We start from the raw sequence: 24,878 nt of genomic DNA on the forward strand, positions 1-24,878 counted from the left end.
CCCTTATTCCTGAATGGTCACGAGTTCGATCGTGCCGGAGATAAAGTGCTGCGGCAAAAAGAGAGCGAGGGTCGCCTCCTCGACGATCCGCCCCCAGAAATCTCCCCTGGGCTCAAGGCGGAAGTATTCAAAGCCGCTTTTGGTGGCAAGCCGGGCCGGCGGACGCTGGGTGTGGGTCATCCGCACCCCGGGGAGGGCCGAGGCAACGACCATTTCGATCGTTCCCCGGGAGGAAACCTTGACCTGCCGGGCAAAGTCGGCGACCCAGGAAGGGTCGGCGGCGTCGACCAGCACTTCGAGGAAGAAGGTGCACTCCCGCAGGGTTTTCTCCTCGAACCCCGCCACGCAGAGGAGCGCCTCGGTCTCTCTGACGAGCTTCAAGGCGGTAGGGCGTGAGGGACCCGCCACATTCATCAGGTTTCCCAGCGCCCGCTCAAGGGGCGGAAAGACCGCCGAGGGGGCCTCGTGCTGATAGGTCGGGATGACGCCGACATCGAGAACCGGGGAGAAGGAGCAGAGGGTTCCGACCAGGGCGCAGAGGGTCCGGTAGAGTCCCTCGGGGTGCAAGTCGGGGTTGGCCTGGTAGTGGGCGAGGAGGGGGCTGGCGACATTGAGGGCCTGCAGCAGGAAAAGATTTGTCGGCTCGCGCTGGGCAAATTCCGCCGGACCGCCGTTCCCCTGGCGCATCCGCTCGCTTAGAGCGCGCAGACGGGCGGAAGTGATTTCCACCAGGCGCCCGACCATTCCCCGCAGGGAAGGAGAGGCGCCGATCCGCACCAGGGGGGGGATGTATTCTCCGAGGAGACGGAAGGAGCCATCCCCCTCGTTGACGACTTCGGCGATCTTCAGGAAGGAAAAGCCCTCCCGCGACTGGTCGCCGGCAAGAAGCTGGAGATTGGCACAGGCAACGAGGACCTCCCGCTTTCGCTGGGGGTCGTAGGCATCGGCGACCTGAAGGTAATCGGCGCTCCAGGCACTCAGCCGTCCCGGCCGCGGATAGCCGTTGATCCCCTCGACGTGGCCATTGGCGGGGAGGGCGAGGAAGACCTCGAGGGTCTCCCCGCCACGGCCGCCGAGATCGACCTGCAGGGGGGCATCGACGGCGCCGTCGTGGCAGACCAGTTGTCCGCCCGGGAAGATCGCCGTACACTCCTGAACCCGGAAGCGACCGCTCTCGAGCCCCTTTTCGTCCACCAGCAACGACAGCACCCCCCAGGCCAGAGGGTTAAGCGCCCTCCCCTGCAACTGCCGGCAGGCCTCGCCGTACTCTTCCCACTGCTGAAAATGTTGCGGGCCGAGAAAAATTCCTTCGGACCAGACGACCTTCTTCAATCCCTGCACAGCCATGACCCCATCCTTGATCAGTCGACGATCTCGACCGAATTTCCCTTGAGACTTACGGTCACCGAGTTGGAAAACTGACGGGAGATAAAACCCGAGGCGACGGTCTTCACCGAACGCCAGCCTTCGCCGCCGGGCCGGCGGAAGATCGCCATCACTCCGACATATTTGGCTTGGTCATGGCGGGGATAGATCAATCTTTCCTGGGTCCCCGGATTGATAACCACCTCCTCCTTGGTCAGGAGCGCGTCGCCCAGGGTCACCAGATCCTTTTTCCACAACTCCTCGAAGGCCGCCTTCTCGAAGGCCTTGTTGTCCGAAAGCTGATAGAAACGGATCACCACGGGAAGGGGTTCGTCAAATTCGTTGAGATTGAGGTTGGCCGTCGCCGACATCGCCACCTTGACCCGGGGACCCGAACAGCCGGCGGCCAGGGAGAAAAGGAGAAGAATCACCGACAGTCTGACCAAAGGCTTCCAGTTCATAGAGCACCTCCCTTTTCCTGTTGCTGGGCTGTTTGCTTTTTCCATTCTTCCCGGCACCGAACATATCCCTTCACGAACCCTGGGAGGACCAGACGGGCGTGGCGCAGATTGGGGTTGTGCTCCAGCTTCCTGTGCAGAAGTCGGTAGCTGCGCCAGACAAAGGGCTTCAACCCCAGCCACCCAGGCGCCTGCTCGGCCACCCGGCGGGGACTGAGTTCGGCCACCGTCTCCCGGGCGACGCCATCGAGAGCGGCAACAAGGGCCAGTTGGTGATACACCAGGTCGTCAAACACCCGGGTCAAACGAAGGATCCCTTCCTCGCCCCCATCCGCCCAGAGCCTGAAGACTTCATCCGGCGTATTCCCTTTGAAATCCTCGAATTCCTCGCAAAAAACACGGCCGTAGGCCAGCCCGAATTCTTCGGCGAAGCAGCGCTGTCCTTCGATGAGCCGGGCCAGACCCTGCATCAGGACGGCAACGGTCCCGGAAACCGGTGCCGCCTTTTCTGCTTCGCGCCGGAGGCAGACGGTGTTCCCCTTCCTCTCCTCGACGACAAATTCCGTTTGATCACCACTGTTCATGCAGACTCCAAAAAACCCTTAGCCTTCCGGAAGCGCTTCTCCTGCCATCGCAGGGATACACCGGCGAAAAACGGTCGAAATCACGGGTTGTGCGTCCCGTTTGCAACCCCCTGGATGAATCGACATACAGTGTTTCAGGGTGGCAATTTAAAGGGCTGGCACAGGTCAAATCCACAAACAGGGCCTTTTGCCAGTTCATTCCGACCACAACATTGATAAAATCAAATTAGAAAAAGCACTTTTGGTGACGGGACTTTTATCATTTTAAATTTTCTTTTGTCAATTAACTTTTTCTTTTTTTTATTTTCTTTCTTGTGACCTCCACTCCTCCATCAGCTCCAATCCCCTGTCCGGCCGATACTTTTTAGTCGGGCGCCCCCTTTTCCCGGGACAAAAAAAAAGCGACCCCGCAGGAGTCGCCTTTTTCGCTAATTTTTTTCCCGCTCCTGGGGTCGCATCAGAGGAATGCGCCAACGCAGAGAATTGGGATCCTGTTCTGACACATTGGTTTCATAGCAAGAAGGCCCCTGCCCCTGGCGATGCAACAGAGAGAGAATCTGGTGCGGGACCAGGCGAGGCGGCTGAAGGGTTAATGGAAGGCGACCTATAAACTTATGGGCGTCCCCACTACCCTTGTCAAAAGTGTAGACTTGACCCTGTGGTTTCCCATTCTTGACCCTGTGGTTTCCCATACAAGCGTCGTTCAGAGGGTCAGGTCTCAACTCTTGACAATGTCAAGAGTTGAGACCTGACCCTGATGCCTTCGAATAATCCCACCACAGTTTTATTTAGCTGGCCGCGCCCCCTTTTCCCGGGACAAAAAAAAGCGACCCCGCAGGAGTCGCCTTTTTCGCTAATTTTTATTTCCGGCTTCTGGGGTCACATCAGAGGAATGCGCCAACACAGAGAATTGGGGTCCCGTTCTGACACATTGGTTTTATAGCAAACCCCTGCCCCTGGCGATGCAACGGGGGGAGAGGCTGGTGCGAGACCAGGAGAGGCGACTGAAGGGTTAATGGAAGGCAACCTATAAACCGATGGGCGTCCCCACCGCCCACTGCTTCACCCACGATTTCCCGTTGGAATCTACCGTTCCAGGAGCCGTTCGTTCTAAAGGCGCTCTTTCAGTTCGCTGAGCAGGGAGCGATAGGTGTTTTCCCCACTGGTAATGTTCAGAATGCGCACTCCCATCCCCCCTTTGAGCCGTTGAAGCAGGTTGGGTGGAACCTTCCTTGCCCACATCACCCGCCCGACCAGGTAAATGATCTCGCCACCGGGAGAGGTCAGCTCCAGCTTGAGCACCGAGTTGGGGTTTTGCACCACCGCGGACTTGATGAAGATGCCGGTATCGGAAAGATCCTCGGTGAAGCCGAAGCGTCCGGCCTCCTCCACTCCGAACTTGACCTGCAGGCGCTTGCGGTGCCGCCGGATATTGCGCTTGTCACCTGCCATGTCGCCTCCGCAATTGAATTAAATCCCCCAACAAGAGTGAAATCGAGGCTTTATAACATTTCGCACCGAAAATGACCATTGCCCAATTAAATATCACTAGGGTTAAGGGTCTTGCTAGGGAACAAATGTGTCAACGCAAAAACCAACTCCCTTTATTCTTATCCGTTGCGAACAATCCCACCATAGTTTAATTTAACCGGCCGCGCCTCCTTCCCGGGTCAACAGCAGTACAGAGAGTCAGGTCTCAACTCTTGACGATGTCATGAGTTGAGACCTGATGTTTCTTAAACTTCTTATGAATGTCCACCAAGATGTTCCCGACTGCCAACGACCATCCGGCAGCCTTAGGATTTGCCGGTGCAGCAGCAGAGACCATCAGCGCTGCGAAGAGGCATAGTGGTAGACCTTGTTGTAGGATCCCACTACTGTCCGGTTAATAGCCGAATAAATTCAGCTGGTTATAATCTTGGGTGTCTGGAATCTGCTTGAGCGCTTCCGCAACCAACGATGAAATGGGCTTTTTCTCGAACAGATTGACCTCCAGGATCTGCAAAAAAGTGTAGAGAGTACATTTGATCCTGAATCCGTGAGATTATAGTCATAAATTAGCCATCCAATGCATTCAAGTCATTGAATTTGTTGTCAATTATTGCTAGCATGCAACCCGTCAACATCTCACTTGGCGGGTGAATTCCATGAAGCGTTTCATCATCGAGAAATCCGAGGACGAGTTCTACACCTCCCACTCTGGCGCCGCTCTGATCGGGCTGTGTCTGAACCGCTACACCCCTTTGACCAAGCTATTATACGGGGTGTCCAAACTGAAAAAGGGAGCCATCGCCCACGCCGATGTGGTGCGCGGCTACATCGGGCTGCTCTGTCTCGGCAAGAGCGACTTCGCGGCCATCGAAGGCTTCCGCCAGGATCGTTTCTTCCGCGACGCTCTGGGCCTTGCGGAGGTCCCTTCCGAACCGACCCTGCGCCAGCGCATGAAGGAGCACGCCCAGGCGTTTCGGACCATCGTCAACTACAGCGTCACCGAGTTTCTGCAGAACTCCGGAGCGCTGTTCTCGGCCCTGGCTACCGGTCACGTGCCGCTGGACATCGACGTGTTCACGATGGACAACTCCGGGACCAAGAAGCAGGGCGTCTCGCGCACCTACATGGGCTTCGACGGCTTTGCCCCGATCGCCGCCTATCTGGCCCTGGAGGGGTGGCTGCTGGAGATCGAGCACCGCGAGGGCTCCCAGCACAGCCAGAAGAACTTTATCCCCTTTCTCGCCCGGGTGCTGCACAAGGCCCTGAAGCTGACGGCCGAACCACTTCTGGTGCGGATCGACTCGGCCCACGATGCCTGGGAGACCCGAATCGAACTGGCCGGCCACGAGCGGGTCGACTACATCCTCAAATGGAATCCCCGGGGGCAAGGCAAGACGCTCTGGCATCGGCGGGCCTTTGCCGAAGGCCGCATCAGCGAGCCGCGCCCGGGTAAACGGGTGGCGCTGCTGAGCGTCCGGGACACCCATCAGTGGACCGACGAGGTCGGCACGAAACGGGAGCTCACCTGCCGCCGGGTCGTGCGCGTCATCGAGCGCACTATCGACAAGAAGGGGCAGCTGCTGCTGGAGCCCGACATCGAGATGGAAGGCTGGTGGACCTCCCTGAAGCTGCCGGCCGAGAAGATCATCACCCTCTACGAGGATCACGGCACCAGCGAACAGTTTCACAGCGAACTCAAGACCGACATGGATTTGGAGCGGCTCCCCGCAGAAAATTTCGAGGTGAACAGCTTGGTCATGGCCTGCGCCGCGCTCGCCTACAACATCCTGCGCTTCATCGGCCAGCTCGGCCTGCTGGGCGACAAAACCCCGGTGCGACACAGCGCCAAACGACGGCGACTCAAGACCGTCATCCAGGAGCTGATGTACCTGGCTGCGCGCCTGATCGCCACGGGTCACCGGCTGTACCTGCGCTTCAGCCGCCACAGCGGGCTCTCTTTCGCGGCGTTCGACCGGGTCTATCGGCGCCTGGCCTACGGTTAGGCCACTCTCTCGGCCAACAGACCTGGCAAAAACCCGGGCACCGCAGTGTTCACAGCCGAACTCGTCCTGAAATCGGCACAAACCGGTGCGTAGCGGACAAACTGCCAAAGAGCGGAGGTTACAGAGGCTCTCAGAGAGCCGGTTTTTCAAAATTTGTACAGCCCCAGCCTCCCGAACTCACTTTTCTGGAGGAAAATCACGATGCGAGATTATTGCTCACGGATTCAGGTTGATGCTAAGCTGCCTTTTAGCGATCGCCACAAGTAGATATATGCAAAGAGCTACCCATATCTGGCTCTTGACCGCATTGATAGAAGTCCCGTAGAACGCTTTTATTCGTAGATGCTGTTTGATCCACTTGAAGAATAGCTCCACTTGCCAGCGCTGTTTATAGATGTCTGCAACCGTTGTGGCTCCAATTTCAAAGTGGTTGGTGAGGAATACAAGCCGCTTGTTTCGCTCTTTATCAACATAACTGACCCGGCGCAATCTCTCCGGGTAACCCTTTTTCGATTTCTGGGTGACCAAGGCAATCACTTGGTCGGCTCGGACGCCGGCCTCCTTGTCCTTGGGCAAAGAGTACAACCGCTGGTAGCGTAGGTTGTCCTTGGCCCGCACCACGAAGAAGGCGCCCTGTCGGTGAATGGCATAGAGCCGGGCAAAATCTACGTAGCCGCGGTCCATCGTGTAGATGGCCTCTTCGGTGACGGGCATTTCGTCAAGCATCTTGACGTCATGTACTTTGCCGGTTGTCACGGCCACAAACGTGGGGATGATGCCGCGCAAGTCAATGAGCGTGTGCATCTTGACCGCTGCCTTGGTCGTGCGAAACTCGGCCCACGGAAACAGGGTGAGGCAGAGGTCAATGGTCGTCGAGTCAAAGGCGAACAGTGGCTGCTTCAACTCGATGGCCAAGGGCTCATCCCGGTACAGCTGCTGTGCCATGCCGATCAGGACTTGGCCGAAATCCTGAAAAATGCGCCAATCCCGGCGCTCGTTGGCGTCGGCAAGGGTGGAGCGGGAGACAGCGCCACGAAATCCGATGTGGTAGAGCTTCTCCCGATGAGAGTTCAGGCACGTTTCGATATCCCTCAAGCTCTCGCGACCCGATAGCTGGGCATAAGCCAGGCACAGGAACTGGTCAAATGCAGTAAAGCTTTTGGCCCGGTACTCGCCGCGATACCGTCGGGCACAGAGGTTGAACTCGTGACGCGGGAGAAACTGAAGTAGCTGTCTGAAAACGGTCTGGCCAGCGTTCATGGATGCCCTCCTGAAGTGTCAGGAAGATATCACTCGCGGGCGGGGTGAAGCGATTTCAAATCGAGAAAAGAACAGTTGAGCCAAAGTACTATAATTTTCAGTAGGTTATCGACGTACATTCAAAGTTAACCGGACAGTAGTGGTAGGATCCGTTAAACTTAGGGCAGGAGCTTTGCTCATCGCCAGCTGCGAAGGCGAGAATCGCCTTGGCCAGCCTGTCCGTCCCGGCCATGCCGTAAATCGTCACTTCGGCTGCCTCAGTTGAGAGAGGTCGTACATCGGCAATCAGGTGATACGCCAACCCCCCGGGAGGAGCACTACCGAGGGTGATGCCTGGGGTCGATTCCCGGATGATCAGCTCGCCGGTGCCGCTTTGCGTGAGTTGCCCCCCGGCGGTGTAGGTATAGGGGGGACCACCGGAGGTATTATAAACGATGGCCGTGTTTTCGACGGTGACGTTGAAACACGCTTCGCTGCGCGCTTTGATATCGGCCCAGACGGCACTGAAAGGACGGGGAATCTGCACCTGGCGGTTCACCGCAAAGCGCCCACCTCCCTTAATTATTTGCCGGAATTCCGTAGCGTTCTTCGGGACGCCACAGGCCGCCAGCGCCAGGACGGACATGACCAGTAACACCATTTTTTTCATTCCAACCTCCTGAAATGTCTTATGGCTACATCGGCTCGCGCCGCCTTGGTCGACCATAGCCCGAGGCGCGGATATTCCCAAGCCCCAATTCCTTATTATTCTCACCGACCCCAAACTTCTCCACATTCTGAATATACAAATTAAGGCGTTGCCAATTTAGTTTAAACTATGAGTTCTGTCAAAGCATTAGTCCTCAGGAGAGTCGTTCCTGAAGGTTCGCCCCTTAAGCGATAGGCATACCTGGTCACTCCTGCCCCGCTACCCCGCCCGTCAATGAAGGTCCATCAGATCTGGCGATCCGAATGGCCCCTTTCCTTTTTATGAACGGGTGCAGAGTCGCTAGTGCTGGTCAGATCTTGCCATAAAACAAATGTGTCAGCCCAAGACCCAATTCCCCAGGAGGGATTCGCTGGCAGGCCGTAGAGTTGTCTCGAAGAATTTATAAATTCATGGATATCCCCACGGCCTCTCTAAATGTTAAAGTGTCCATACCACTCTCCAAAACTCTCACTTCCTCCCAGGCCCGCATTCAAACCGCTCATCGGCAGCCTGGATAATTTTCCCCCTGCGACTCAGGAGACCAACATGACCACGGAAAAGAAAGACAAAGGCATGCCCATCGGAATAACTCTCGATCCGGGGGTTTATTACCGCTGCGGCTGCGGAAAATCGAAAAACCTCCCTTTTTGCGATGAGTCCCATAGCGGCTCGGCGGATCTGCCGATCCGGTTTGAAATCGATAAGCGTCAGAAGGTTTTTATCTGCGGTTGCGGCTTGACCGGGGAGCAGCCCTTCTGCGACGGCAGCTGCGGGGTTTCCCTGGCGGACCGACAGTAAGGCGGGCCATAAAGGTGCCGGATGAAACCGGCTGGAAGGAATGGCTCTCACCGATCAGGACACTCCTATGCAAAAGCTGGTTTTCATCGATGTTGAAACCACCGGCGTCGACCCTGAACGCAACGGCTTGACCCAGATCTCCGGTTGCATCCAGATCGGCGAGACCCTGACCGACAGCTTCGATTACTATCTCCGCCCTTACGCGACCGATCTGATCGAACAGACCGCCCTCGATGTGACCGGCATCGACCGCCGGCAGTTTCTCCCCGAATCTCACCCCGATTTTCTCGCTGTCCCCGGACAGAGATTCCAGGATCCACAGGCGGTGTATATAAGTTTGGTCGGGCTGCTGGGGAAGCATGTCAACCAATTTGACAAGGGCGACAAATTCCAGTTCGTCGGCTACAACGCCCACAGCTTCGACATGCCGTTTTTGCGCAAGTTCTGGGAGAAGAACAATGACCGCTTCTTCGGCAGCTGGTTCTGGTATCCCTGCCTCGACGTCATGCTCCTCTGGGCGCAGATCCTGCTGCCGGTCCGCGCCCAACTGACCAACTTCAAGCTGATGACCGTCGCCGCCTACGCCGGTCTCGAAGTCGACGAGAGCCGCCTGCACGATTCCCAGTACGACATCGAGCTGACGCGAAGCCTCTGGCTCCGGGGGAGGCAGATCATCGAGCGCGGCGCCCTGCCGCTGCAAAAGGGGGAGCAGGGGCGGTTGTTTTAGTATCGGCAAGCGGGGGGCCCCGCCTTCCTCCCCAAACGTCTGCCAGCAAAAACGTCCGTATCGGCATCGCGTCGATACGGACGTTTTTTTTAAGGGAACCGGCGTATTTTATCCCTGCAGGTTGACCAGCGTCCGGCCGCGCAGCTTGCCGGCGAGGATGTCGTTGATCGGCTCCTCGAGCCCTGCAAGGGTCACTTCGTGGACCGTGGTCTCCAGGCGCTGGGGTTTCCAGGGACCGGCGAGCCGCTTCCAGACGGCAAGGCGCGGCTCCATGGGACACTGCACCGAGTCGATGCCGAGCAGGCTGACGCCGCGGAGGATAAAGGGAAAGACGTTGACCGGCAGATCGGGGGAGCCGACCAGGCCGCAGCAGGTGACGGTGCCGCCGTAGCGGGTCGATTTCAGCGCCGCACTGAGCATGTCCCCCCCGACGACATCGACCACCCCGGCCCAGCGCTCCTTCATCATCGGCCGCTCGGAGCCGGCGAGCATGGTCTGGCGGTCGATGACCTCGGCGGCGCCGAGCTCCTTCAGGTAGGGGTGCTCGGCCGCCTTGCCGGTGACGGCGACCACCCGGTAGCCGGCCCTGGCCAGGACGGCGACGGCGATGCTGCCGACGCCGCCGGTGGCGCCGGTGACCAGGACGTCGCCATCCCCCGGCTGCACGCCGTTATTCTGCAGCTTGTACACCGACAGACCGGCGGTGAAACCGGCGGTGCCGATGATCATGCTTTCCCGCAGGGACAACCCTTGCGGCAAAGGGACCGCCCAGGCGGAAGGGACGCGGATGAACTGGCCGTAGCCGCCGGCTGTGTTCATGCCGAGGTCGAAGCCGGTGACGATGACCGGATCGCCGGCCTTGAAGCGCCCGTCGCTGCAGCTGACCACCTCTCCGGCGGCGTCGATCCCCGGTGTGTGCGGGTAGTTTTTGGTCACCCCCGGTTTGCCGCAGGCGGAGAGGGCGTCCTTGAAGTTCAGCGACGAGTAATGGACCTGGATCAGCAGTTCTCCCGGCGGCAGGTCGTTGATGCTGCGCTTGACGATGGCGCGGCTGAAGGTTTTCGGGGCGGTCTCGGTGACGACCAGGGCGGAAAAGGATTGCTCGCTCATCAATGTTCTCCTTCTTGGGCAGGGGGGACGGGCGGAGTGGCGACGGTGACCCAGCGGCCGGCACACGGCTGAAGAGGATAGCGACGAATTCGCCTTCCGGCCGCAGTGAGGCGCTCGGATACGGCAAAAACAGAGGATTTTGCAGCCGGCCCATGGAGTGTCCGACAGGCTCCGACTCAAGTCAAGCCGGATTTGAAAGGTCGGGGAACCTCAGCGACAGGAGACGAAGCGGATGGCGCTGCGGGTTTCGGCCAGGGTCTTCTCCAGGGCGGAGAGGACGTAATCGATATCCTCTGCGCTGTTCCCCGTCCCGAGGGAGAAGCGGACGGCGCAGTGCGCCTCCTCGACGCTCAGTCCCATGGCCAGAAGAGCAGGGGAAGGTTCGGGATTCCCCGATTTGCAGGCCGATCCCGAGGAGAAAAAGACGCCGCGGCGGTCGAGGGAGAGGACCAGCGACTCCCCCCGGATCTCCGGCAGGGTCAGGTTCAGGGTATTCGGCAGCCGGTCCTCCTCCGGGCCGTTGCGCCGGGCATCGGGAAGGAGGTAACAGATGCCGGCTTCGAGCCGGTCGCGCAGGTGCGCCAGGCGCGCCATTTCCCCGGCGTTCAGACGCCGCAGGGCGACCTCGCAGGCCTTGCCGAAGCCGACGATGCCGGCGACGTTTTCCGTTCCCGAGCGCAGGCCGTGCTCCTGGCCGCCGCCGGTGATGAGGGGGGCCAGCTCCAGTCCGCTGCGGACGTAGAGGGCCCCCACCCCCTTGGGGCCGCCAATCTTGTGCGCCGACAAGGAGAGGAGGTCGACCCCGAGCTCCTCCACGTCGAGGGGGATCTTCCCAAGAGCCTGCACCGCATCGGTATGGAAGGGGACCTTCCGGCGGCGGGCGACGGCGGCCAGTTCCGCCACCGGCTGGAGGGTCCCCGTTTCGTTGTTGGCCAGCATGATGCTCACCAGGGCCGTGTCGGGGCGCAGGGCCTCGGCCAGGGATTCGGGGCAGACGCGCCCCTGGCCGTCGACGGGGAGGACCGTGACCTCGTACCCCTCCCGGCCCAGGCCGAGGCAGGTCTGCAGGACCGCCGGATGCTCGACGGCCGAGGTGATGAGGTGGCGCCCCGGGCGGCAGGGGAGGATGCCGCGGATGGCGAGGTTGTCGGCCTCGGAGCCGCTCCCGGTGAAGAGGATGCGCCGGGCGGTGCAGTTGAGCATCTGCGCCACCTGGCGCCGGGCGTTCTCGAGGGGCGTGCGGCTGGCGCGGCCGAGGGCGTGGATGCTCGACGGGTTCCCCCAGTTCTCCTTCAGGAAGGGGAGCATGGCCTCGAGGACCTCGGAATCGACCGGAGTGGTGGCGTTGTGGTCGAGATAGACCCGCTGCACCGGCTCGGTGCCTGCGGCAGGATCCTTCTCTTTCTCCATGCCGGTCTCCTCCCCGGGGAGGGGTGCGGCGGCGCCCCTCGTCCCCAAAGCCCGGCTCACCTGGCAGAGGAGCGTCTTGTAGACGGGGAATCCGGAGATGGGGTCATAATGCTCCGGGTCGGTGAGGGCGTTGACGTTGGCCTGCTGCCAGGACTCGGGACCCAGGGGGCCGCCCCCGCCCATGGCGGCGTCGACGGCGCCGCGGACGATATCTCCGGAGAGGCGGGCCCGCAGGCGCACGCGGCCGCGGAGCGTCTCGACCCACACCGGATCGCCGTCCCTGATCCCCCGCGGCGCAGCATCATCGGGGTGCAGGAGCACCTCGGGTTCGGGGTGAAACTCCCCGAGCCCCCGTACGCCGTGATGCTGGCTGCGGAAGTCGTAGGGGGTGCGGGTGCCGGAGTTGAAGACCAGGGGAGGCCGTCGGGGCGCAGCGACCCCTTTTGCCACTTCTTGTACTCTCTCATCACCGTCGGCACCCGCACCGAACCGCCGGCCTGGCGCACCGCGGCGACGGTGAAGCCGGTCCCTTCGAGGGCCTTTTCGAGGATCTCCTCTTCGCTCTGCGGATAGAGATGGCCGTAGCCGAGACGCCGGGCGAGTTCGGCGAGGATGAGAAAGTCGTTGCGCGCCTCGCCGACGGGCTCGAGCATTTTCTCCCGGATCTTGAAGAGGGGGCCGTAGCGCATGTAGGAGGTCGTCTCGAACTGGGTGGTGGCCGGCAGGACCAGGTCGGCATAGGCCGAATCGGCCGTGTGGTAGCGGTTGATGCAGACGGAGAAGTCGAGGGCCTCAAAGGTCCGGCGCCAGAGATCGGGGTCGGGCCAGGAGGTGATAATCGAGCCGCCGAGGACGATCAGGGCCCGGATTTTGTACGGATCCCCCTTGAGGACGGCGTCGGGGAGGGCGATGGCGTGCGATTCGCCGCGATAACGGCTGTAGACGGGGAAGCGCTCCCGCCCCAGGGCCTTGCGCAGGTCCGGATTGGCGATGAGGTGGCGGCGGTTCTGGGGGAAGGCGTTTTCCCTCATCCGGATGAGGAGCCCTCCGGGGACGTCGAGCTGGCCGGCGAGGGCCCAGAGGGTGAAGACGGCGCGAATCGCCTGCACGCCGCTGTCCGAATACTCGAGGCCGGTGTACATGATCGGCGTGGCTCCCCGGGCCGAAGCGATCCGCCGGGCCGTGGCCCGGACCGTTTCGGCGGCCACGCCGGTGATCGTCTCGACCATCTCCGGGCGGTAGTGCCGGACGAGGTTTTTCAGCCCGTCGAATCCGACGGTCCAGTCGGCGACGAAGCGCTCGTCGTAGAGCTCCTCTTCGAGGAGGACCTGGATCATCCCGAGGGCGAGGGCGCCGTCGGTGCCGGGACGAACGGCGATCCATTCGGCGTCCGCCTCCTTCGCCGTGCCGTTGCGCCGCGGATCGATGGCGATGACTTCGGCGCCGCGCCGCCGCGCTTCGAGAATCTGCCGGTGCGCCAGAGGGGGGGAGTCGGTGGCCGGATTGGCCCCCCAGATGACGATCAGTTCGGCCTGCTCGATGTCGACGTCCATGGTGACGTACATCTCCCCCAGGGTGACGTGGGGGGCGATCATGGCAAAGGAGACGTAGCAGAGGGCGCCGACTCCGAGGGTGTTCGGCGAGCCGAAGGGGAAGAGGACGGAGGAGGCGGAGGAGACGGCGACCCCCTGCGGCTGGAAGAGATCGCACATGGCCATATCGAAGCTGCCGCGGCCGGTGTAGATGGCTGCCGCTTCGGCGCCGTAGGCCTCCTTGATCCCCTGCAGTTTGCCGACCAGCAGGTCGTAGGCCTCCTCCCAGGAGATGCGCTCGAAGGCGTGGGTTCCCTTGGGGCCGTTGCGGCGCAGGGGGAAGCGCAGCCGGTCAGGATCGTGGACGATCTCGGGGGCGGAGCGTCCGATGCGGCACAGGATCCCCAGGGGATGGTCCGGCAGCGGCTCCACCGACTCCAGGGCCCCGTCGCGGAGCCGGGCGCGAATCCAGCACCCGGCCGGGCAGATGCCGCAGAGGCCGTCACGCTCCTCGATTCCCGTTTCGATCATGCGGTTCTCCTTCTTCCTTCTTCCTTCTCCCTCTTCCTACCCCTTTTCCAACAGCAAAAGAGCGAACCAGCGGCGCTCATCGGTGAAGAGACGCCGGAGCCGGAAGCCGACCGTTTCCATCTCGGGAAGAAGGGTTTCGATGCGGTACTTGCGACTGATCTCGGTGAGGATCTCTTCTCCGGCTTCGATCCGGAAGGAGCGCTGCAGAAGGGGGAGCTCGAGGGTCTGGGCGCGGAGGAACCGGGCATGAATTTCGATCTGCTCCTTCTCGGCGTCGAAACGGGCCACATGCTCGAGGCCGGAGGTGTCTATTTGACTCCCGAGTTCCCGGTTCATCCGCACGAAGAGGTTGCCTGTGAAGGCGGCGCTGACGCCGGCGGCGTCGTTGTAAGCCGCCTCCAGGAGCCCCTTGTCCTTGAGCAGGTCGACGCCGAGGAGGAAGTGGTCTCCGGGCCGCAGATGGTCGGCCACCCGGGTGAAGAAGTCCCTTGATTCCTCTTCGTTCATGTTGCCGACGGTGCTGCCGAGAAAGAGGGCCAGGATCGGGGAGACGTGGTCGAAGAGGGCAAAGGCCTCTTCAAAGGTGCCATGGAGGGCGATAACCCGGACGGCCGGATGAGCCCTGTTGATGGCGCAAATCGCTCCCCGCAGGGCGCTGTCGCTGACATCGACGGGGAGGTAAGAAACCTCCGGGCTCCACGCCTCGTAGGCAGAGAGGAGATAGTCGGTCTTCACCGAATAGCCGGAGCCGAATTCCACCAGGGTTGCAGGGCCGGTCAAGCGGCTGATGTCGACGGCGTAACGGGCGAGGAGGGAGGCTTCGGTGCGGGTGAGGTAGTATTCGGGCTGTCTGGTGATCTCCTCGTAGAGGCGGCTCCCCTCCTCGTCGTAGAGGAACCGGCAGTCGAGGGAGCGGGGGCGCCGCTCCAGCCCGGCGGCCACGGAGGCGGCGAATTCGAGGGCGGGATCTTTCCCCTGCGAAGAGGCCTGGAGGAGGACGCTGCGGGTTCCCTCCAGGGGGACCGGAAAACCCCGGGAGGGGGCGGTCTCTGGGATCCTCGGGTCAAAGAGCATGGCGGGCTCCTTTGTTGACGGCCGAAATCCATGGGCCACTCTTGGCCCACCCTGATCAGTCTAGGATCTGTACCGGTCCTGTCAAGGGGATGGAGTCCCGGAGAAAAAAACCGGGAACCGCCCGGCCCCTCCTGCCGACGGAGTTCGCCTTGCGCGGACGGTTGAAGGGATTATAGTTAAAACTCCCGACAGGGAGAGGCTTCGGCGGTCAGGGCCGCCGGAAGGAAACGACCCCGAAGGTTCAAGGATCCAGGTCATCATGGCGCAACGGAAATCGAAAGAGAAAGGGACCTGGTCAAAGGCCCTGATCGCTGCCGGGGTCTACCTCCTGGTCATGATCCTCACCGAACTTCTTGCCCATTGGATTCTCGCCTGGGAGCAGGCCGAATACATCGAATGGTTCCTCTTTCTCGGCACCGCGATCCTCCTGGCCGTCCTGATCCAGCGACGCATCGCGGGGACCCAACACCGGAAACGCCGGCAGCGGGAAGTCAGCGAAGGACTTTCAACGGGCGGCGGCGCCGACTTCTTTCCCCGGCTGGCGGAAAGTCTCGCCCGGGTCCTCGAAGCAGAGTGCGCCTTCATCTGCGAACTCAAGGGGGACGCCGGAGAGAGAATACACTCCCTGGCCGTCTTCTGCCGCGGCCGCCGTTTCGGAGATTTCGAGGCTTCCTCCATCGGGACTCCCCTTGAACCGGTTCTCCGGGGAGGGCACACGACCGTTTTTTCCGGTGACCTGCGCCAATTCCTGATCGACGCCCGGTTCCCCTCCGATTTGGCCGCCGAAAGTTTCCTCGCCACACCCCTCGTCGACGCCCACGGCCAGGTTATCGGCCTGCTGGCCGCCCTTGACGACCGGTCGCTGGCCGGTCGCGAGAGGGCGGAGGAAATCCTCCCCCTCTTTGCCGCGCGGGCCGCCGGAGAACTGGAGCGCCTCCGGGCCGAGACGGCGTTGCGCCAGAGCCGGGACCGATTGCAGGCGATCATCACCAATGCCTTCGACGCCGTGGTCGAGATGGATGACAGGGGGGTGATCACCTCCTGGAACCCCCGGGCCGAGGAGATCTTCGGCTGGTCGCAGAGGGAGGCGGTGGGGCAAAAACCGTCCGAGACGATCCTCCCCCGAAGCTGTCGGGACGCCCACGAGGAGGGACTGGGACATTTTCTCGCCACAGGGGAAGGACCGATCCCCAATCGGCCCATCGAACTGATGGCCCAGCACCGGGACGGCAGGGAAATCCCCATCGAGCTGACCCTGACCCCCACCCCCTGGGAAGGCGGATTCACCTTTTGCGCCTTCATCCGCGACATCTCCGAGCGCCTGCACTCCGAGGAAGCGTTGCGGGAGAGCGAGGAGCGCTTCCGGGCCACCTTCAATCAGGCCGCCGTCGGCATCGGTCACGTCGATCCGACAGGGCGCTGGCTGAGAGTCAATCAGAAATACTGCGATATCGTCGGCTACACGATGGAGGAGATGACGTCCATGGACGTCAGGGACATCACCCACCCCGATGATCTGGAGGCCACCATGACCGCCTTGGGGCGCCTCCTTGAGGGGACCCTCGCCGACTGTACCATGGAAAAACGCTACATTCGCAAGGACGGATCGACGGCCTGGGTCAACCTGACCGTCTCCAAGGTTTCCGATGCCGACGGCAGGCCGAGATTTTTCGTCGGGGTCGTCGAGGAAATCAGCGCCCGCAAGGAGGTGGAACAGGCCCTGCGCTTCAGCCAGGCCCGGTACCAGGCCCTGTACCGCGACAATCCCACCATGATAACGACTCTCGATGCCGAGTGGACGATGCTCTCGGTCAACCCGGCCTGTGCAGGCCAGCTCGGCTACACCATCGACGAACTGGAGGGGGAGTCGGTGCTGAAACTGTTCCATGGGGATGACCGGCCGGCGGTGGCCAGGCAGCTGCAGAACTGCCTGGAACATCCCGGCCGGGTTTTTCGCTGGCAGTTCCGCAAGATCCGCAAGGACGGCGGACTTCTCTGGGTAGATGAACTGGCCCAGACGGTCCAGGATCCCCGCGGCGACCTCAATGTCATGGTCGTCTGCCAGGACATCACCGAGCGCCGGCGGGCCCAGGAGGAGATCGAGCGGTTGAACGCCGATCTGAAGCAGCGGGCGGCTGAACTCGAGGACGCCAACAGGGAACTGGAGGCCTTCAATTTCGCCGTGGCTCACGACCTGCGCAAACCCCTGACGACGATCATCGGCTACTGCCAGATCCTCCGCGACCTCTGCGCAGAGAGGCTCGACGAGGCCTGCAACACCTATCTCCGTGAAACCTACGAAGGGACCTGGCGCATGAACCGGCTCATCGACACCCTCCTCGATTTCTCCAGGGTTACCAGGCTCGAACCGCACCCAAAGGAGATCGACCTCTCGGCCCTGGCCCAGAGGGTGGCCGTAGAACTCAAGGGAGCGGAATCGCAGCGACGGGTGCGGTTTCAGATCGGCGAAGGAATCAGGGCAATTGGCGACGAGAGTCTGATGCAGTTGGTTCTGGAAAACCTCTTCGGCAACGCCTGGAAGTACACCGGGGGGCAAAAAGAAGCCTTCATCGAGTTCGGAGAGCTGACAGGTGAGGCTCCGGTCTATTTCGTGCGGGACAACGGCTCAGGATTTTCCATGGCCGATGCGGACAGGCTCTTCATCCCCTTCCAGAGACTTCCGGGATCCGATGGGATCGAAGGGCACGGAGTCGGACTGGCCACCGTCGAGCGGATCATACGGCGCCATGGCGGGCGGATCTGGGCCGAAGCAGAACCGGGGCGGGGAGCGACCTTCTATTTTACCCTCGCCGCCGGTTGAGGGGAGTGCGCCCCGTTGCCAGGGGCAGGTCTTTTTTGGCAACCATTACCTCTAGATAAGGCCGTCCGCGGCGAGGCGCTCCACCAGGGCCTTGACGATCCCGTCGATTTCCTCGGAGAGGGTGTCCATGGTCACCGTCCGGGAGAGTGCGCTCCAGACGGCCCCGCCGCCGGGAAAATCATAGAGGGTGGTCTCGAGGGAGGCGACCTTGTATTCCACCGTATAGGTGCGCACCTGGGTGTAGCTGCCGTAGTAGTCATGGTACCAGGAGTCGTAGCGGGGACGGTAGTGATAGGGGTAGCTGCGCCCGTAGGTGTAAAAGCGGTCGTATTCCGGACCGTAGGCGTCGACATCGGTGACCTGCTCTTTTTCCCTGTCGATGCTGATGACCTTGGTGATGAGCACCGAGTCGACGCCGGCCCCCCGGGCCTTGGCCATGATTTCTTCTTCCTTCTCGACCTCATCGCCGCGGATCAGCTTGTATCCGGGAACGGCCCTGACGCCGTAGGTAGCCAGGGCCTCGGCGAAGGCATTTTCAAACATCTTCCGCGTCGTTTCCTGTCCGGAGATGCCGATGACCAGAACCTGGTGGATGCGGCCGTGGAAATCGGTATCCTTCCAGGCTCCGGTCAATCTGGTGCTGGCCGGACAGGCCGTCAGGGTCAGCAGCAGAAGAATGAGGAGACGGTGAACATGGCGGCGGCAAAATCCTTTCATGATCGACCTCCTGTTGCGCGGCTCGCAGGCCGTCGGCAGAGAGTTTTTTTCTTCTCATTTCCATTTTAGACCAGAGTCCCGGGGAATCAACCCGATAGGCACCCCTGTTCCCGGCGAAAACACCCTTCCCGTCGTTACCGAAACTCACGCCTCCAGAACCGTCCCCACCGAAGCGAAGAAAAACCGCCGCCCGTAGCGCTCCTGAAGCCTTCCCGCCCGTGGCAGGCCGGTGCAGTGGGAGACGCCGAGGCGTTCGATGGAAAAGCTGTCGAGGGCCTCGAGGGTGGCTTCGAAATCGGCGTCGCCGGCCGAGCCGAGGTGGGTGCCGCCGAGGACGGCGTAGATGCGGTCGCAGCCGGTCCTGGCCAGGGCATGGCGCAGGATGTTGATCAGCCCGGCGTGGGCGCAGCCGAGGAGGACGATCAGGCCCCGGTCGCTGTGGATAAAGAGGGAAAGATCGTCGCGGAAAGGGTCGGGGGAAAGGCGCTTGCCGTCGGGGGCGATGGCGATCATGCGCGGGTCGCCCCTTTCGAAATCGGTTGTGCGGGGGATTTCGCCGCTGAGATGGAGGCCGGGGGCGATCTCTGCGAACCCCGTTTCGAGGCGAAAACGGGCGCCGAGGGATTCGAGATGGGCGCGCCGGTAGGGGATGCCGATGTCGCGGGTGGAGTCGGCCCCCTCCCAGAGGCGATCAAGGAAGATCTCTGGGTGGGCGTGGACGTCGAGGGGACTGGTGATGCGCAGCAGCTCGGGGAGGCCGCCGACGTGGTCGTAGTGGCCGTGGCTCAGGACCACTCTCCGGACGCTGGAGAGATCCTTGTGCAGGGCCCGGGCGTTCTGAGCCAGGCCGAGACCCTGGCCGGTATCGAAGAGGGTAGCGCCCTCGGACGTTTCGACGAGGCAGGCGAAGCCGTGCTCGCCGACGGCGGCGATGGGTCGACCCACGGTGTTGTCGCAGAGGATGGTCAGCTTGACGCGCATGGGCAACTCCTTCTGTCGGTGTTTGATTTCGAGCATACCCCAGACCCCGGCGGGCCGCACCCCTTTTTCCCTCCACTCCGGAGTAACAAACAAAACATTGACAGGATCTAAGGACGCCATTATATTAGGAAACATTTTTCAAAATTTTTCCATGGCCCCCTTCGAAAAAGCGGCCAATAGACCCGGCTTCGTCGCCGGCAACCGGATACGACGACATGAGCTCTTCTCCCCCCGGGGGTTCCCCCCACAGCCGCACCCTGCTGCGCCGCCTCGTCCCGGTGGCCGCCCTCCTTCTGACCTTCACCGGGGCGGCCCCCCTTCGCGCCGCCGAAGACGGATCGGAGCTGCTGGAGATGAGTCTCGAGACGCTGATGAATCTCGAGGTGACCTCGGCGGCCAAAAACGCCCAGCCGCTGGCGGAGGCGGCGGCGGCGATCTTCGTCATCAGCCGCGAGGAGATCCGCCGCTCCGGGGTCACCAGCATCCCTGAAGCCCTGCGTCTGGCCCCGGGGGTCCAGGTGGCGCGGATCAGCGCCAACGCCTGGGCGGTGAGCGCCCGGGGGTTCAACGGGCGCTTCGCCAACAAGCTCCTCGTCCTGATGGACGGCCGCAGCCTTTACAATTCCATGTTTTCCGGCGTCTTCTGGGACGTCCAGGACACCCTTCTCGAGGACGTGGAGCGCATCGAGGTGATCCGCGGTCCGGGAGCGGTTCTGTGGGGCGCCAACGCCGTCAACGGGGTGATCAACATCATCACCCGTAGCGCCGAAAAGACCACCGGGACCCTTCTGACGGCGGGAGGAGGGACCGAGGAACGGGCCTTCGTCGCCGCGCGTCAGGGGATGCGTCTCGGCGACCAGGCGGCGCTGCGGATCTGGGGGAAGGGGTTCGAGCGCGACGGCGGCCACCAGACGGACGACGGCAACGGCGCCGACGACTGGCGCAGCCTCCGGGGGGGGTTGCGCCTCGATGGAAAGGACCGCCGGGGAAACAGCTACCTGCTGACCGGGGATCTCTATCGGGCCCAGGTCGGCGAGACCTTCACCATCCCGCAGCTGACCCCCCCCTACAGCGCCAGCGTCGACATGGACACCCGCACGACGGGAGGTTTTCTCCTCGGCCGCTGGACGCATCTCTCCACCCGGGGGTCGGAGCTCGCCCTGCAGCTCTACTACGACCGGGCCCGCAACCAGGACCTGGTCGCCCGCCAGCTTCGCGAGGTCTACGATCTCGACCTCCAGCACCGCGTCTCGCCGGGGAACCGTCACACTCTCCTCTGGGGGGGTGGATACCGCTACTCCCCCGACCGGTCCAGCGCCGGGGCGGTCACCTCCTTTGCCCCGCCCGACAACCACCAGCAGCTCTTCCGCTTCTTTCTCCAGGACGATGTCGTCCTGGTGGAAAAAGGGTTGCGACTGATCCTCGGCGCCCAGGTGGAGCACAACGACCACAGCGGCTGGGAAGTCCAGCCGACCCTGCGTCTCCTCGGCCATCCCCGCCCCGGCCAGACCCTGTGGGCCGCCGTTTCCCGCGCCGTGCGCACCCCGGCGCGGTCCGAGGACGACATCCGCATCAAACAGGTCGTCCTCCCCGACCCGCCCAACCCGCCGACGCAGGTCATCCTCCAGGGGAGCCGCAGCGTTCAGGCCGAGGATCTGCTGGCACTGGAGGCGGGCTACCGCGCCGATCTCGGCAGGCACTCCAGTATCGACATCGCCGCCTTTTACCACCGCTACGACAACCTGATCACCGTCGAACCGGGGACCCCCTATCTGGAGACGACGCCTCCGCCGCCCCACTATGTCTACCCTCTGGTGGCGGCCAACGCCATGGACGGCGAAAGTTTCGGCGTCGAACTGGCCGGCGAATGGCAGGTGCTCCCCTGCTGGCGGCTGCAGGGGAGCTACAGCTACCTGCAGCTCCTGCTCGAAGTCGACGAGGGGAGCAACACCCTGTTCAAGGAGCTGGCCGAAGCGAGTCCCCACCACCAGGGGACGCTGCGCTCCTCCCTCGACCTCACCGACAATCTGGAATGGGACCTCTGGTGGCGCTATGTCGGCGACCTGCCGTCCTCGGCCATCCGTCACTACCAGACCCTCGATGCCCGGATCGCCTGGCGCCCCCGCACCGGACTCGAGCTGGCCCTGGTCGGACAGAACCTGCTGGCACCCCGCCATGGCGAATTCGCATCGGAATACCTCGATGCCGCCCGCATAGAGATCGAGCGCGGAGTCTACGGCAAGGCAACCTGGCAATTTTGAAACGATCCCGGCAAGACTCCATGATTATTTTTTCCCGATATATCGCCACCGGGCTCCTCGCCGGGCTCCTCCTTTGGCCGGTTCCGGCAACCGGCGCCGGACCTTGGGAGGAGAGCCAGGTCAAGGTGGCCTTTCTCCATCATTTCGCCCAGTTCACCGACTGGCCTCCGGGAGCCCTCCCTCTCGGGGAGAAACCCTTTGTTCTCGGCATTCTCGGCAGCGATCCCTTTGGCGAGGACCTATCCCTGCTGGCGGGCCGTCGGATCAAGGGGCGCCCCGTGGAGGTGCGGCGGATCGGCGACATAGAGGAGATTTTCGCCTGTCAGCTTCTCTTCATCGCCCCCTGCAAGCGTCACTCCCTCGAAAAGACCCTCTCGCTGCTCAAGGGGCGCCCCGTCCTCACCGTCGGCGATTCGGAGGGGTTTGCCGGCCGCGGGGGGATGATCGCTCTCGTTCCCGAGGGGGGGAGGATCCGTTTTGAAATCAATCTCGGAGCGGTGCGCAAGAACGGCCTGACGCTCAGCGCCCAGCTTCTCGATCTGGCCACCATCGTGGTCGGTAATAAACAAGGAGAGACGCCGTGATTTCCCGACTCAAAGATCTCCCCATCCGCTCCAAGCTCACCGGCATCATCATGCTCACCAGCTGCAGCGTCCTCTTTCTGGCTTACGGCGCCTTCATGGTCACCGAGGCCGTCGGATTCCGGGTGGCGATGCTCGGCAAACTCTCCTCCCTGGCCCAGATCGTCGGCGCCAACAGCCGCGCCGCCCTGGCCTTCAACGACCCCCGGGCCGCCCAGGAAATCCTTCAGGCTCTCGAATCCGAGGCGATGATCAACGCCGCCTGTCTCCTCGACGGGGAAGGGTCCGCCTTCGCCTGCTATCCGGCCGCCGCAGGCCTCGCCCTCCCCTCCCTGCTCCACAGACACGTCGATGCCGTCGCCGGCAGCCAGGAGCGGCATTTCTTCGGTCTCGACGCCCTGGGTCTGACGACCCCCGTCGTCGTCGACGGCGAGCGTCTCGGCACCGTCTATCTGCAGATCAACCTCCGGCTCTTCTATCTCCATCTCCTGGCCATGTCCGGAGTCGGCCTGGTGGTTCTCCTGATTTCCACTCTGATCGGCTTCCTCCTTTCCCGGCGCCTTCAGCGGGTGATTTCCGAACCTCTCATCGACCTGGGCCAGGTCATGCGCCGGGTCAGCGAAGAAAAAAACTACGCCCTGCGCGCCCCGAGAGGGGGCGACGACGAAATCGGCGCCCTGGTCGACGGCTTCAATGCCATGCTCGAGCAGATTGCCAGTCGCGACCGCCAGCTCGAACAGTACAAGGGGCACCTGGAGGACAAGATCTTCCGCCGCACCGCCGAACTCTCCGTGGCCAACTCCCGGCTCGAGGAGACCGTCGCCGCCCTCGAACAGGCCAAAAATGCCGCAGAAGGGGCGAGCCGCGCAAAATCCCGTTTCCTGGCCAACATCAGCCACGAAATCCGCACGCCGATGATCGGCGTGCTGGGGATGACCGACCTCCTTCTCGAGACCGACCTCGACCAGCGCCAGCGCTCCCTGGCCGCCACGGTTCGCTCCTCGGGGGAAGCGCTGCTGGCCATTCTCAACGAGCTCCTCGATGTCGCCAGCATCGCCTCCGACCGCCTCGAGCTGCAGAAGGAGCCCTTCGATCTGCGGCAGACGATCGAGGAGACGGTGGAACTCTTCGCCGAAGGGGCCCAGCGCAAGGGGCTCGAACTCGTCACCCTGGTCGATCCCCGTTCCCCCGTCCGGGTCGTCGGCGACCCGGCCCGGCTGCGGCAGATTCTTCTCAACCTGGTCGGCAACGCCGTCAAATTCACCACCGTCGGCACCGTCGAAGTCCGGAGTTCCGTGGTGAAGGACGGAGACACCCCGCACCTGCTTCTGGAGGTGCGGGACACCGGCATCGGCATCCGCAGCGAATCCCAGGAGACGATCTTCGACACCTTCACCCAGGAGGACAACTCCACCTCCCGCAGCTACGGCGGCACCGGCCTCGGCCTGGCCATCGTCAAGCAACTGGTCGACCTGATGGGGGGGACGGTGGCGGTGACCAGCAAACCGGGGAAGGGGACGGTCTTCACCGTCAAGCTCCCCCTCGAAATCTCCGAAAGCCTCCCGGTCCCCCCTTCCTCGCCGCCGGCAACCGTTCTGGTGGTCGCCGCGCCCCCGGCCACCCGTGCCGCCCTGGACTCCTATCTGGTCGCCCTCGGCAGCACGGCGACCTTTGCGGAAAACGCCGAAGAGGCTCTTCCCCTCCTTGCCCCCCGGGGAGGGACGAGCCCGTTCACCCACGCCCTGATCTGCGTCCCCCCCGGCACCCCCATCCCCCTCTCCCTGGCGCGCGCCGTCCGCCGCGACCCCGGCGCCGCAGGGGTGCAGCTGATCCTCCTCGGACCGCGCAGCGGTCCCGAGACGATCGCTCCCTGGCAGGAGGCCGGCATCGACGGCTATCTCGTCAGGCCCCTGCGCTTCGAGGCGTTGCGTCAGGCCCTCCTGCCGACTCGCGAAAACGACGCCGCCGCGCCGCTGCCGGCCAAAATGTTTCAATTCCAGGGGCGCATTCTCCTTGCCGAGGACAACCCCTCGACCCAGCGCCTGGTACGGATCATCCTCGAAAACCTCGGCTGCGACGTCGATGTCGCCGTCGACGGCAGCGAGGCGGTGGCCATGGCGAGCGCCACCCCCTATCGCCTGATTCTCATGGACTGCCAGATGCCCGGCACCGACGGCTACGAGGCCACCTTACGGCTGCGCCGCCAGGGGTGCGAGACCCCCATCGTCGCCCTCACCGCCAACGCCCAGCGCCATGACGAGGCCCGCTGCCGCGAGGTCGGCATGAACGACTTCCTCTGCAAGCCTTTCAAGCAGGAACAGATGCGGGAGATCCTCCGCCGCTGGCTCGCCCCGCCTGAGGTGCCGGCCTCCCCTTCCGTTTCCGCCGAAGGCTAATTCATTTGCCCCGCGGGGGATCTCTTTGCTATGGTGATTAAAATCCGCCGCGGCCGACCGGGCCGCGCTGGAGCACCTCTCCCTTTTTTT

Annotated in this window: 17 protein-coding genes and 3 pseudogenes; 7 read left to right on the top strand and 13 right to left on the bottom strand. The window is 62.6% G+C overall.

What is annotated here, in order from left to right; translation table 11 throughout:
- Positions 1 to 3 precede the first annotated feature (3 nt).
- From tssK to DSOUD_RS18590, 5 genes and pseudogenes are all read right to left on the bottom strand, one after another.
- The gene (gene tssK, locus DSOUD_RS15980) at positions 4 to 1,347 is read right to left on the bottom strand and encodes a type VI secretion system baseplate subunit TssK (protein WP_053551948.1); all 1,344 of its coding nucleotides are present in this window, start codon (positions 1,345 to 1,347) and stop codon (positions 4 to 6) included.
- Positions 1,348 to 1,361: 14 nt separating this feature from the next.
- A complete protein-coding gene (gene tssJ, locus DSOUD_RS15985; RefSeq protein WP_053551949.1) occupies positions 1,362 to 1,826 on the bottom strand; it encodes a type VI secretion system lipoprotein TssJ in 465 nt (154 codons plus the stop codon).
- A complete protein-coding gene (locus tag DSOUD_RS15990) occupies positions 1,823 to 2,407 on the bottom strand; it encodes a type VI secretion system-associated FHA domain protein (RefSeq protein WP_053551950.1) in 585 nt (194 codons plus the stop codon). The genes tssJ and DSOUD_RS15990 overlap by 4 nt, the downstream gene beginning before the upstream one ends.
- A 1,110-nt stretch (positions 2,408 to 3,517) precedes the next feature.
- Positions 3,518 to 3,859, bottom strand: a complete 342-nt coding sequence (locus DSOUD_RS15995; protein WP_053551951.1) for a PilZ domain-containing protein — start codon at positions 3,857 to 3,859, stop codon at positions 3,518 to 3,520.
- A 433-nt stretch (positions 3,860 to 4,292) separates the two neighbouring features.
- Positions 4,293 to 4,436: pseudogene (locus DSOUD_RS18590) on the bottom strand (IS4 family transposase); the annotation flags it as partial.
- Between the two features lie 118 nt (positions 4,437 to 4,554).
- On the opposite strand from DSOUD_RS18590, the gene DSOUD_RS16000 reads away from it, so the two are divergent.
- On the top strand, positions 4,555 to 5,901 hold the full coding sequence (locus DSOUD_RS16000) for an IS1380 family transposase (protein WP_053551338.1): 1,347 nt from the start codon (positions 4,555 to 4,557) through the stop codon (positions 5,899 to 5,901).
- Between the two features lie 231 nt (positions 5,902 to 6,132).
- Here DSOUD_RS16000 and DSOUD_RS16005 read toward each other — a convergent pair.
- Positions 6,133 to 7,161, bottom strand: a pseudogene (locus DSOUD_RS16005) (IS4 family transposase); the annotation flags it as partial.
- 97 nt (positions 7,162 to 7,258) lie between these two features.
- On the bottom strand, positions 7,259 to 7,810 hold the full coding sequence (locus tag DSOUD_RS16010) for a hypothetical protein (RefSeq protein WP_053551952.1): 552 nt from the start codon (positions 7,808 to 7,810) through the stop codon (positions 7,259 to 7,261).
- 585 nt (positions 7,811 to 8,395) lie between these two features.
- Here DSOUD_RS16010 and DSOUD_RS16015 point away from each other — a divergent pair.
- Both DSOUD_RS16015 and DSOUD_RS16020 read left to right on the top strand, forming a co-directional pair.
- Positions 8,396 to 8,647, top strand: a complete 252-nt coding sequence (locus DSOUD_RS16015) for a CDGSH iron-sulfur domain-containing protein (RefSeq protein ID WP_053551953.1) — start codon at positions 8,396 to 8,398, stop codon at positions 8,645 to 8,647.
- A 67-nt stretch (positions 8,648 to 8,714) separates the two neighbouring features.
- Positions 8,715 to 9,374 (top strand): 3'-5' exonuclease, encoded by a 660-nt coding sequence (locus DSOUD_RS16020; protein ID WP_053551954.1) that lies wholly within the window; start codon positions 8,715 to 8,717, stop codon positions 9,372 to 9,374.
- Between the two features lie 108 nt (positions 9,375 to 9,482).
- Here the strand turns inward: DSOUD_RS16020 and DSOUD_RS16025 are convergent, their stop codons facing one another.
- The 4 genes and pseudogenes from DSOUD_RS16025 to egtD all read right to left on the bottom strand — a co-directional run bounded on the left by DSOUD_RS16025 (position 9,483) and on the right by egtD (position 15,031).
- Positions 9,483 to 10,484, bottom strand: a complete 1,002-nt coding sequence (locus DSOUD_RS16025; protein WP_053551955.1) for a YhdH/YhfP family quinone oxidoreductase — start codon at positions 10,482 to 10,484, stop codon at positions 9,483 to 9,485.
- Between the two features lie 210 nt (positions 10,485 to 10,694).
- Positions 10,695 to 12,344 (bottom strand): IscS subfamily cysteine desulfurase, encoded by a 1,650-nt coding sequence (locus DSOUD_RS18905; RefSeq protein WP_232426461.1) that lies wholly within the window; start codon positions 12,342 to 12,344, stop codon positions 10,695 to 10,697.
- Between the two features lie 203 nt (positions 12,345 to 12,547).
- A pseudogene (locus DSOUD_RS18910) lies at positions 12,548 to 13,957 on the bottom strand (molybdopterin-dependent oxidoreductase); the annotation flags it as partial.
- Positions 13,958 to 13,993: 36 nt separating this feature from the next.
- On the bottom strand, positions 13,994 to 15,031 hold the full coding sequence (gene egtD / locus DSOUD_RS16035; RefSeq protein WP_053551956.1) for an L-histidine N(alpha)-methyltransferase: 1,038 nt from the start codon (positions 15,029 to 15,031) through the stop codon (positions 13,994 to 13,996).
- 259 nt (positions 15,032 to 15,290) lie between these two features.
- Here egtD and DSOUD_RS16040 point away from each other — a divergent pair, with 259 nt between their 5' ends.
- The gene (locus tag DSOUD_RS16040; RefSeq protein WP_053551957.1) at positions 15,291 to 17,852 is read left to right on the top strand and encodes a PAS domain-containing sensor histidine kinase; all 2,562 of its coding nucleotides are present in this window, start codon (positions 15,291 to 15,293) and stop codon (positions 17,850 to 17,852) included.
- Positions 17,853 to 17,903: 51 nt separating this feature from the next.
- On the opposite strand, the gene DSOUD_RS16045 is transcribed toward DSOUD_RS16040, so the two are convergent.
- On the bottom strand, positions 17,904 to 18,569 hold the full coding sequence (locus DSOUD_RS16045; protein WP_053551958.1) for a hypothetical protein: 666 nt from the start codon (positions 18,567 to 18,569) through the stop codon (positions 17,904 to 17,906).
- 144 nt (positions 18,570 to 18,713) lie between these two features.
- A complete protein-coding gene (locus DSOUD_RS16050) occupies positions 18,714 to 19,550 on the bottom strand; it encodes an MBL fold metallo-hydrolase (protein WP_053551959.1) in 837 nt (278 codons plus the stop codon).
- A 215-nt stretch (positions 19,551 to 19,765) separates the two neighbouring features.
- Here DSOUD_RS16050 and DSOUD_RS16055 point away from each other — a divergent pair, with 215 nt between their 5' ends.
- From DSOUD_RS16055 to DSOUD_RS16065, 3 genes are read left to right on the top strand one after another with little or no spacing between them, the layout of a single operon-like run.
- Positions 19,766 to 21,811 (top strand): TOL_0244 family TonB-dependent receptor, encoded by a 2,046-nt coding sequence (locus DSOUD_RS16055; RefSeq protein WP_053551960.1) that lies wholly within the window; start codon positions 19,766 to 19,768, stop codon positions 21,809 to 21,811.
- A 20-nt stretch (positions 21,812 to 21,831) separates the two neighbouring features.
- A complete protein-coding gene (locus DSOUD_RS16060; protein WP_053551961.1) occupies positions 21,832 to 22,395 on the top strand; it encodes a TOL_0243 family YfiR-like periplasmic protein in 564 nt (187 codons plus the stop codon).
- Positions 22,392 to 24,788, top strand: a complete 2,397-nt coding sequence (locus DSOUD_RS16065; protein WP_053551962.1) for a sensor histidine kinase, YfiR-like protein-associated — start codon at positions 22,392 to 22,394, stop codon at positions 24,786 to 24,788. The genes DSOUD_RS16060 and DSOUD_RS16065 overlap by 4 nt, the downstream gene beginning before the upstream one ends.
- The last annotated feature ends 90 nt before the right edge of the window (positions 24,789 to 24,878 follow it).

The organism is Desulfuromonas soudanensis (assembly GCF_001278055.1).
Taxonomy (GTDB): domain Bacteria; phylum Desulfobacterota; class Desulfuromonadia; order Desulfuromonadales; family WTL; genus Deferrimonas; species Deferrimonas soudanensis.

Bases quoted from the DNA above. Each gene is read 5' to 3' on its own strand.
- DSOUD_RS15990 (WP_053551950.1), bottom strand. From the start codon at position 2,407: ATGAACAGTGGTGATCAAACGGAATTTGTCGTCGAGGAGAGGAAGGGG.
- DSOUD_RS16020 (WP_053551954.1), top strand. From the start codon at position 8,715: ATGCAAAAGCTGGTTTTCATCGATGTTGAAACCACCGGCGTCGACCCT.
- DSOUD_RS16050 (WP_053551959.1), bottom strand. From the start codon at position 19,550: ATGCGCGTCAAGCTGACCATCCTCTGCGACAACACCGTGGGTCGACCC.
- DSOUD_RS16055 (WP_053551960.1), top strand. From the start codon at position 19,766: ATGAGCTCTTCTCCCCCCGGGGGTTCCCCCCACAGCCGCACCCTGCTG.
- DSOUD_RS15995 (WP_053551951.1), bottom strand. From the start codon at position 3,859: ATGGCAGGTGACAAGCGCAATATCCGGCGGCACCGCAAGCGCCTGCAG.
- DSOUD_RS16025 (WP_053551955.1), bottom strand. From the start codon at position 10,484: ATGAGCGAGCAATCCTTTTCCGCCCTGGTCGTCACCGAGACCGCCCCG.
- DSOUD_RS16060 (WP_053551961.1), top strand. From the start codon at position 21,832: ATGATTATTTTTTCCCGATATATCGCCACCGGGCTCCTCGCCGGGCTC.
- DSOUD_RS16010 (WP_053551952.1), bottom strand. From the start codon at position 7,810: ATGAAAAAAATGGTGTTACTGGTCATGTCCGTCCTGGCGCTGGCGGCC.
- tssK (WP_053551948.1), bottom strand. From the start codon at position 1,347: ATGGCTGTGCAGGGATTGAAGAAGGTCGTCTGGTCCGAAGGAATTTTT.
- tssJ (WP_053551949.1), bottom strand. From the start codon at position 1,826: ATGAACTGGAAGCCTTTGGTCAGACTGTCGGTGATTCTTCTCCTTTTC.
- DSOUD_RS16015 (WP_053551953.1), top strand. From the start codon at position 8,396: ATGACCACGGAAAAGAAAGACAAAGGCATGCCCATCGGAATAACTCTC.
- DSOUD_RS16045 (WP_053551958.1), bottom strand. From the start codon at position 18,569: ATGAAAGGATTTTGCCGCCGCCATGTTCACCGTCTCCTCATTCTTCTG.
- DSOUD_RS16000 (WP_053551338.1), top strand. From the start codon at position 4,555: ATGAAGCGTTTCATCATCGAGAAATCCGAGGACGAGTTCTACACCTCC.
- DSOUD_RS16040 (WP_053551957.1), top strand. From the start codon at position 15,291: ATGGCGCAACGGAAATCGAAAGAGAAAGGGACCTGGTCAAAGGCCCTG.
- egtD (WP_053551956.1), bottom strand. From the start codon at position 15,031: ATGCTCTTTGACCCGAGGATCCCAGAGACCGCCCCCTCCCGGGGTTTT.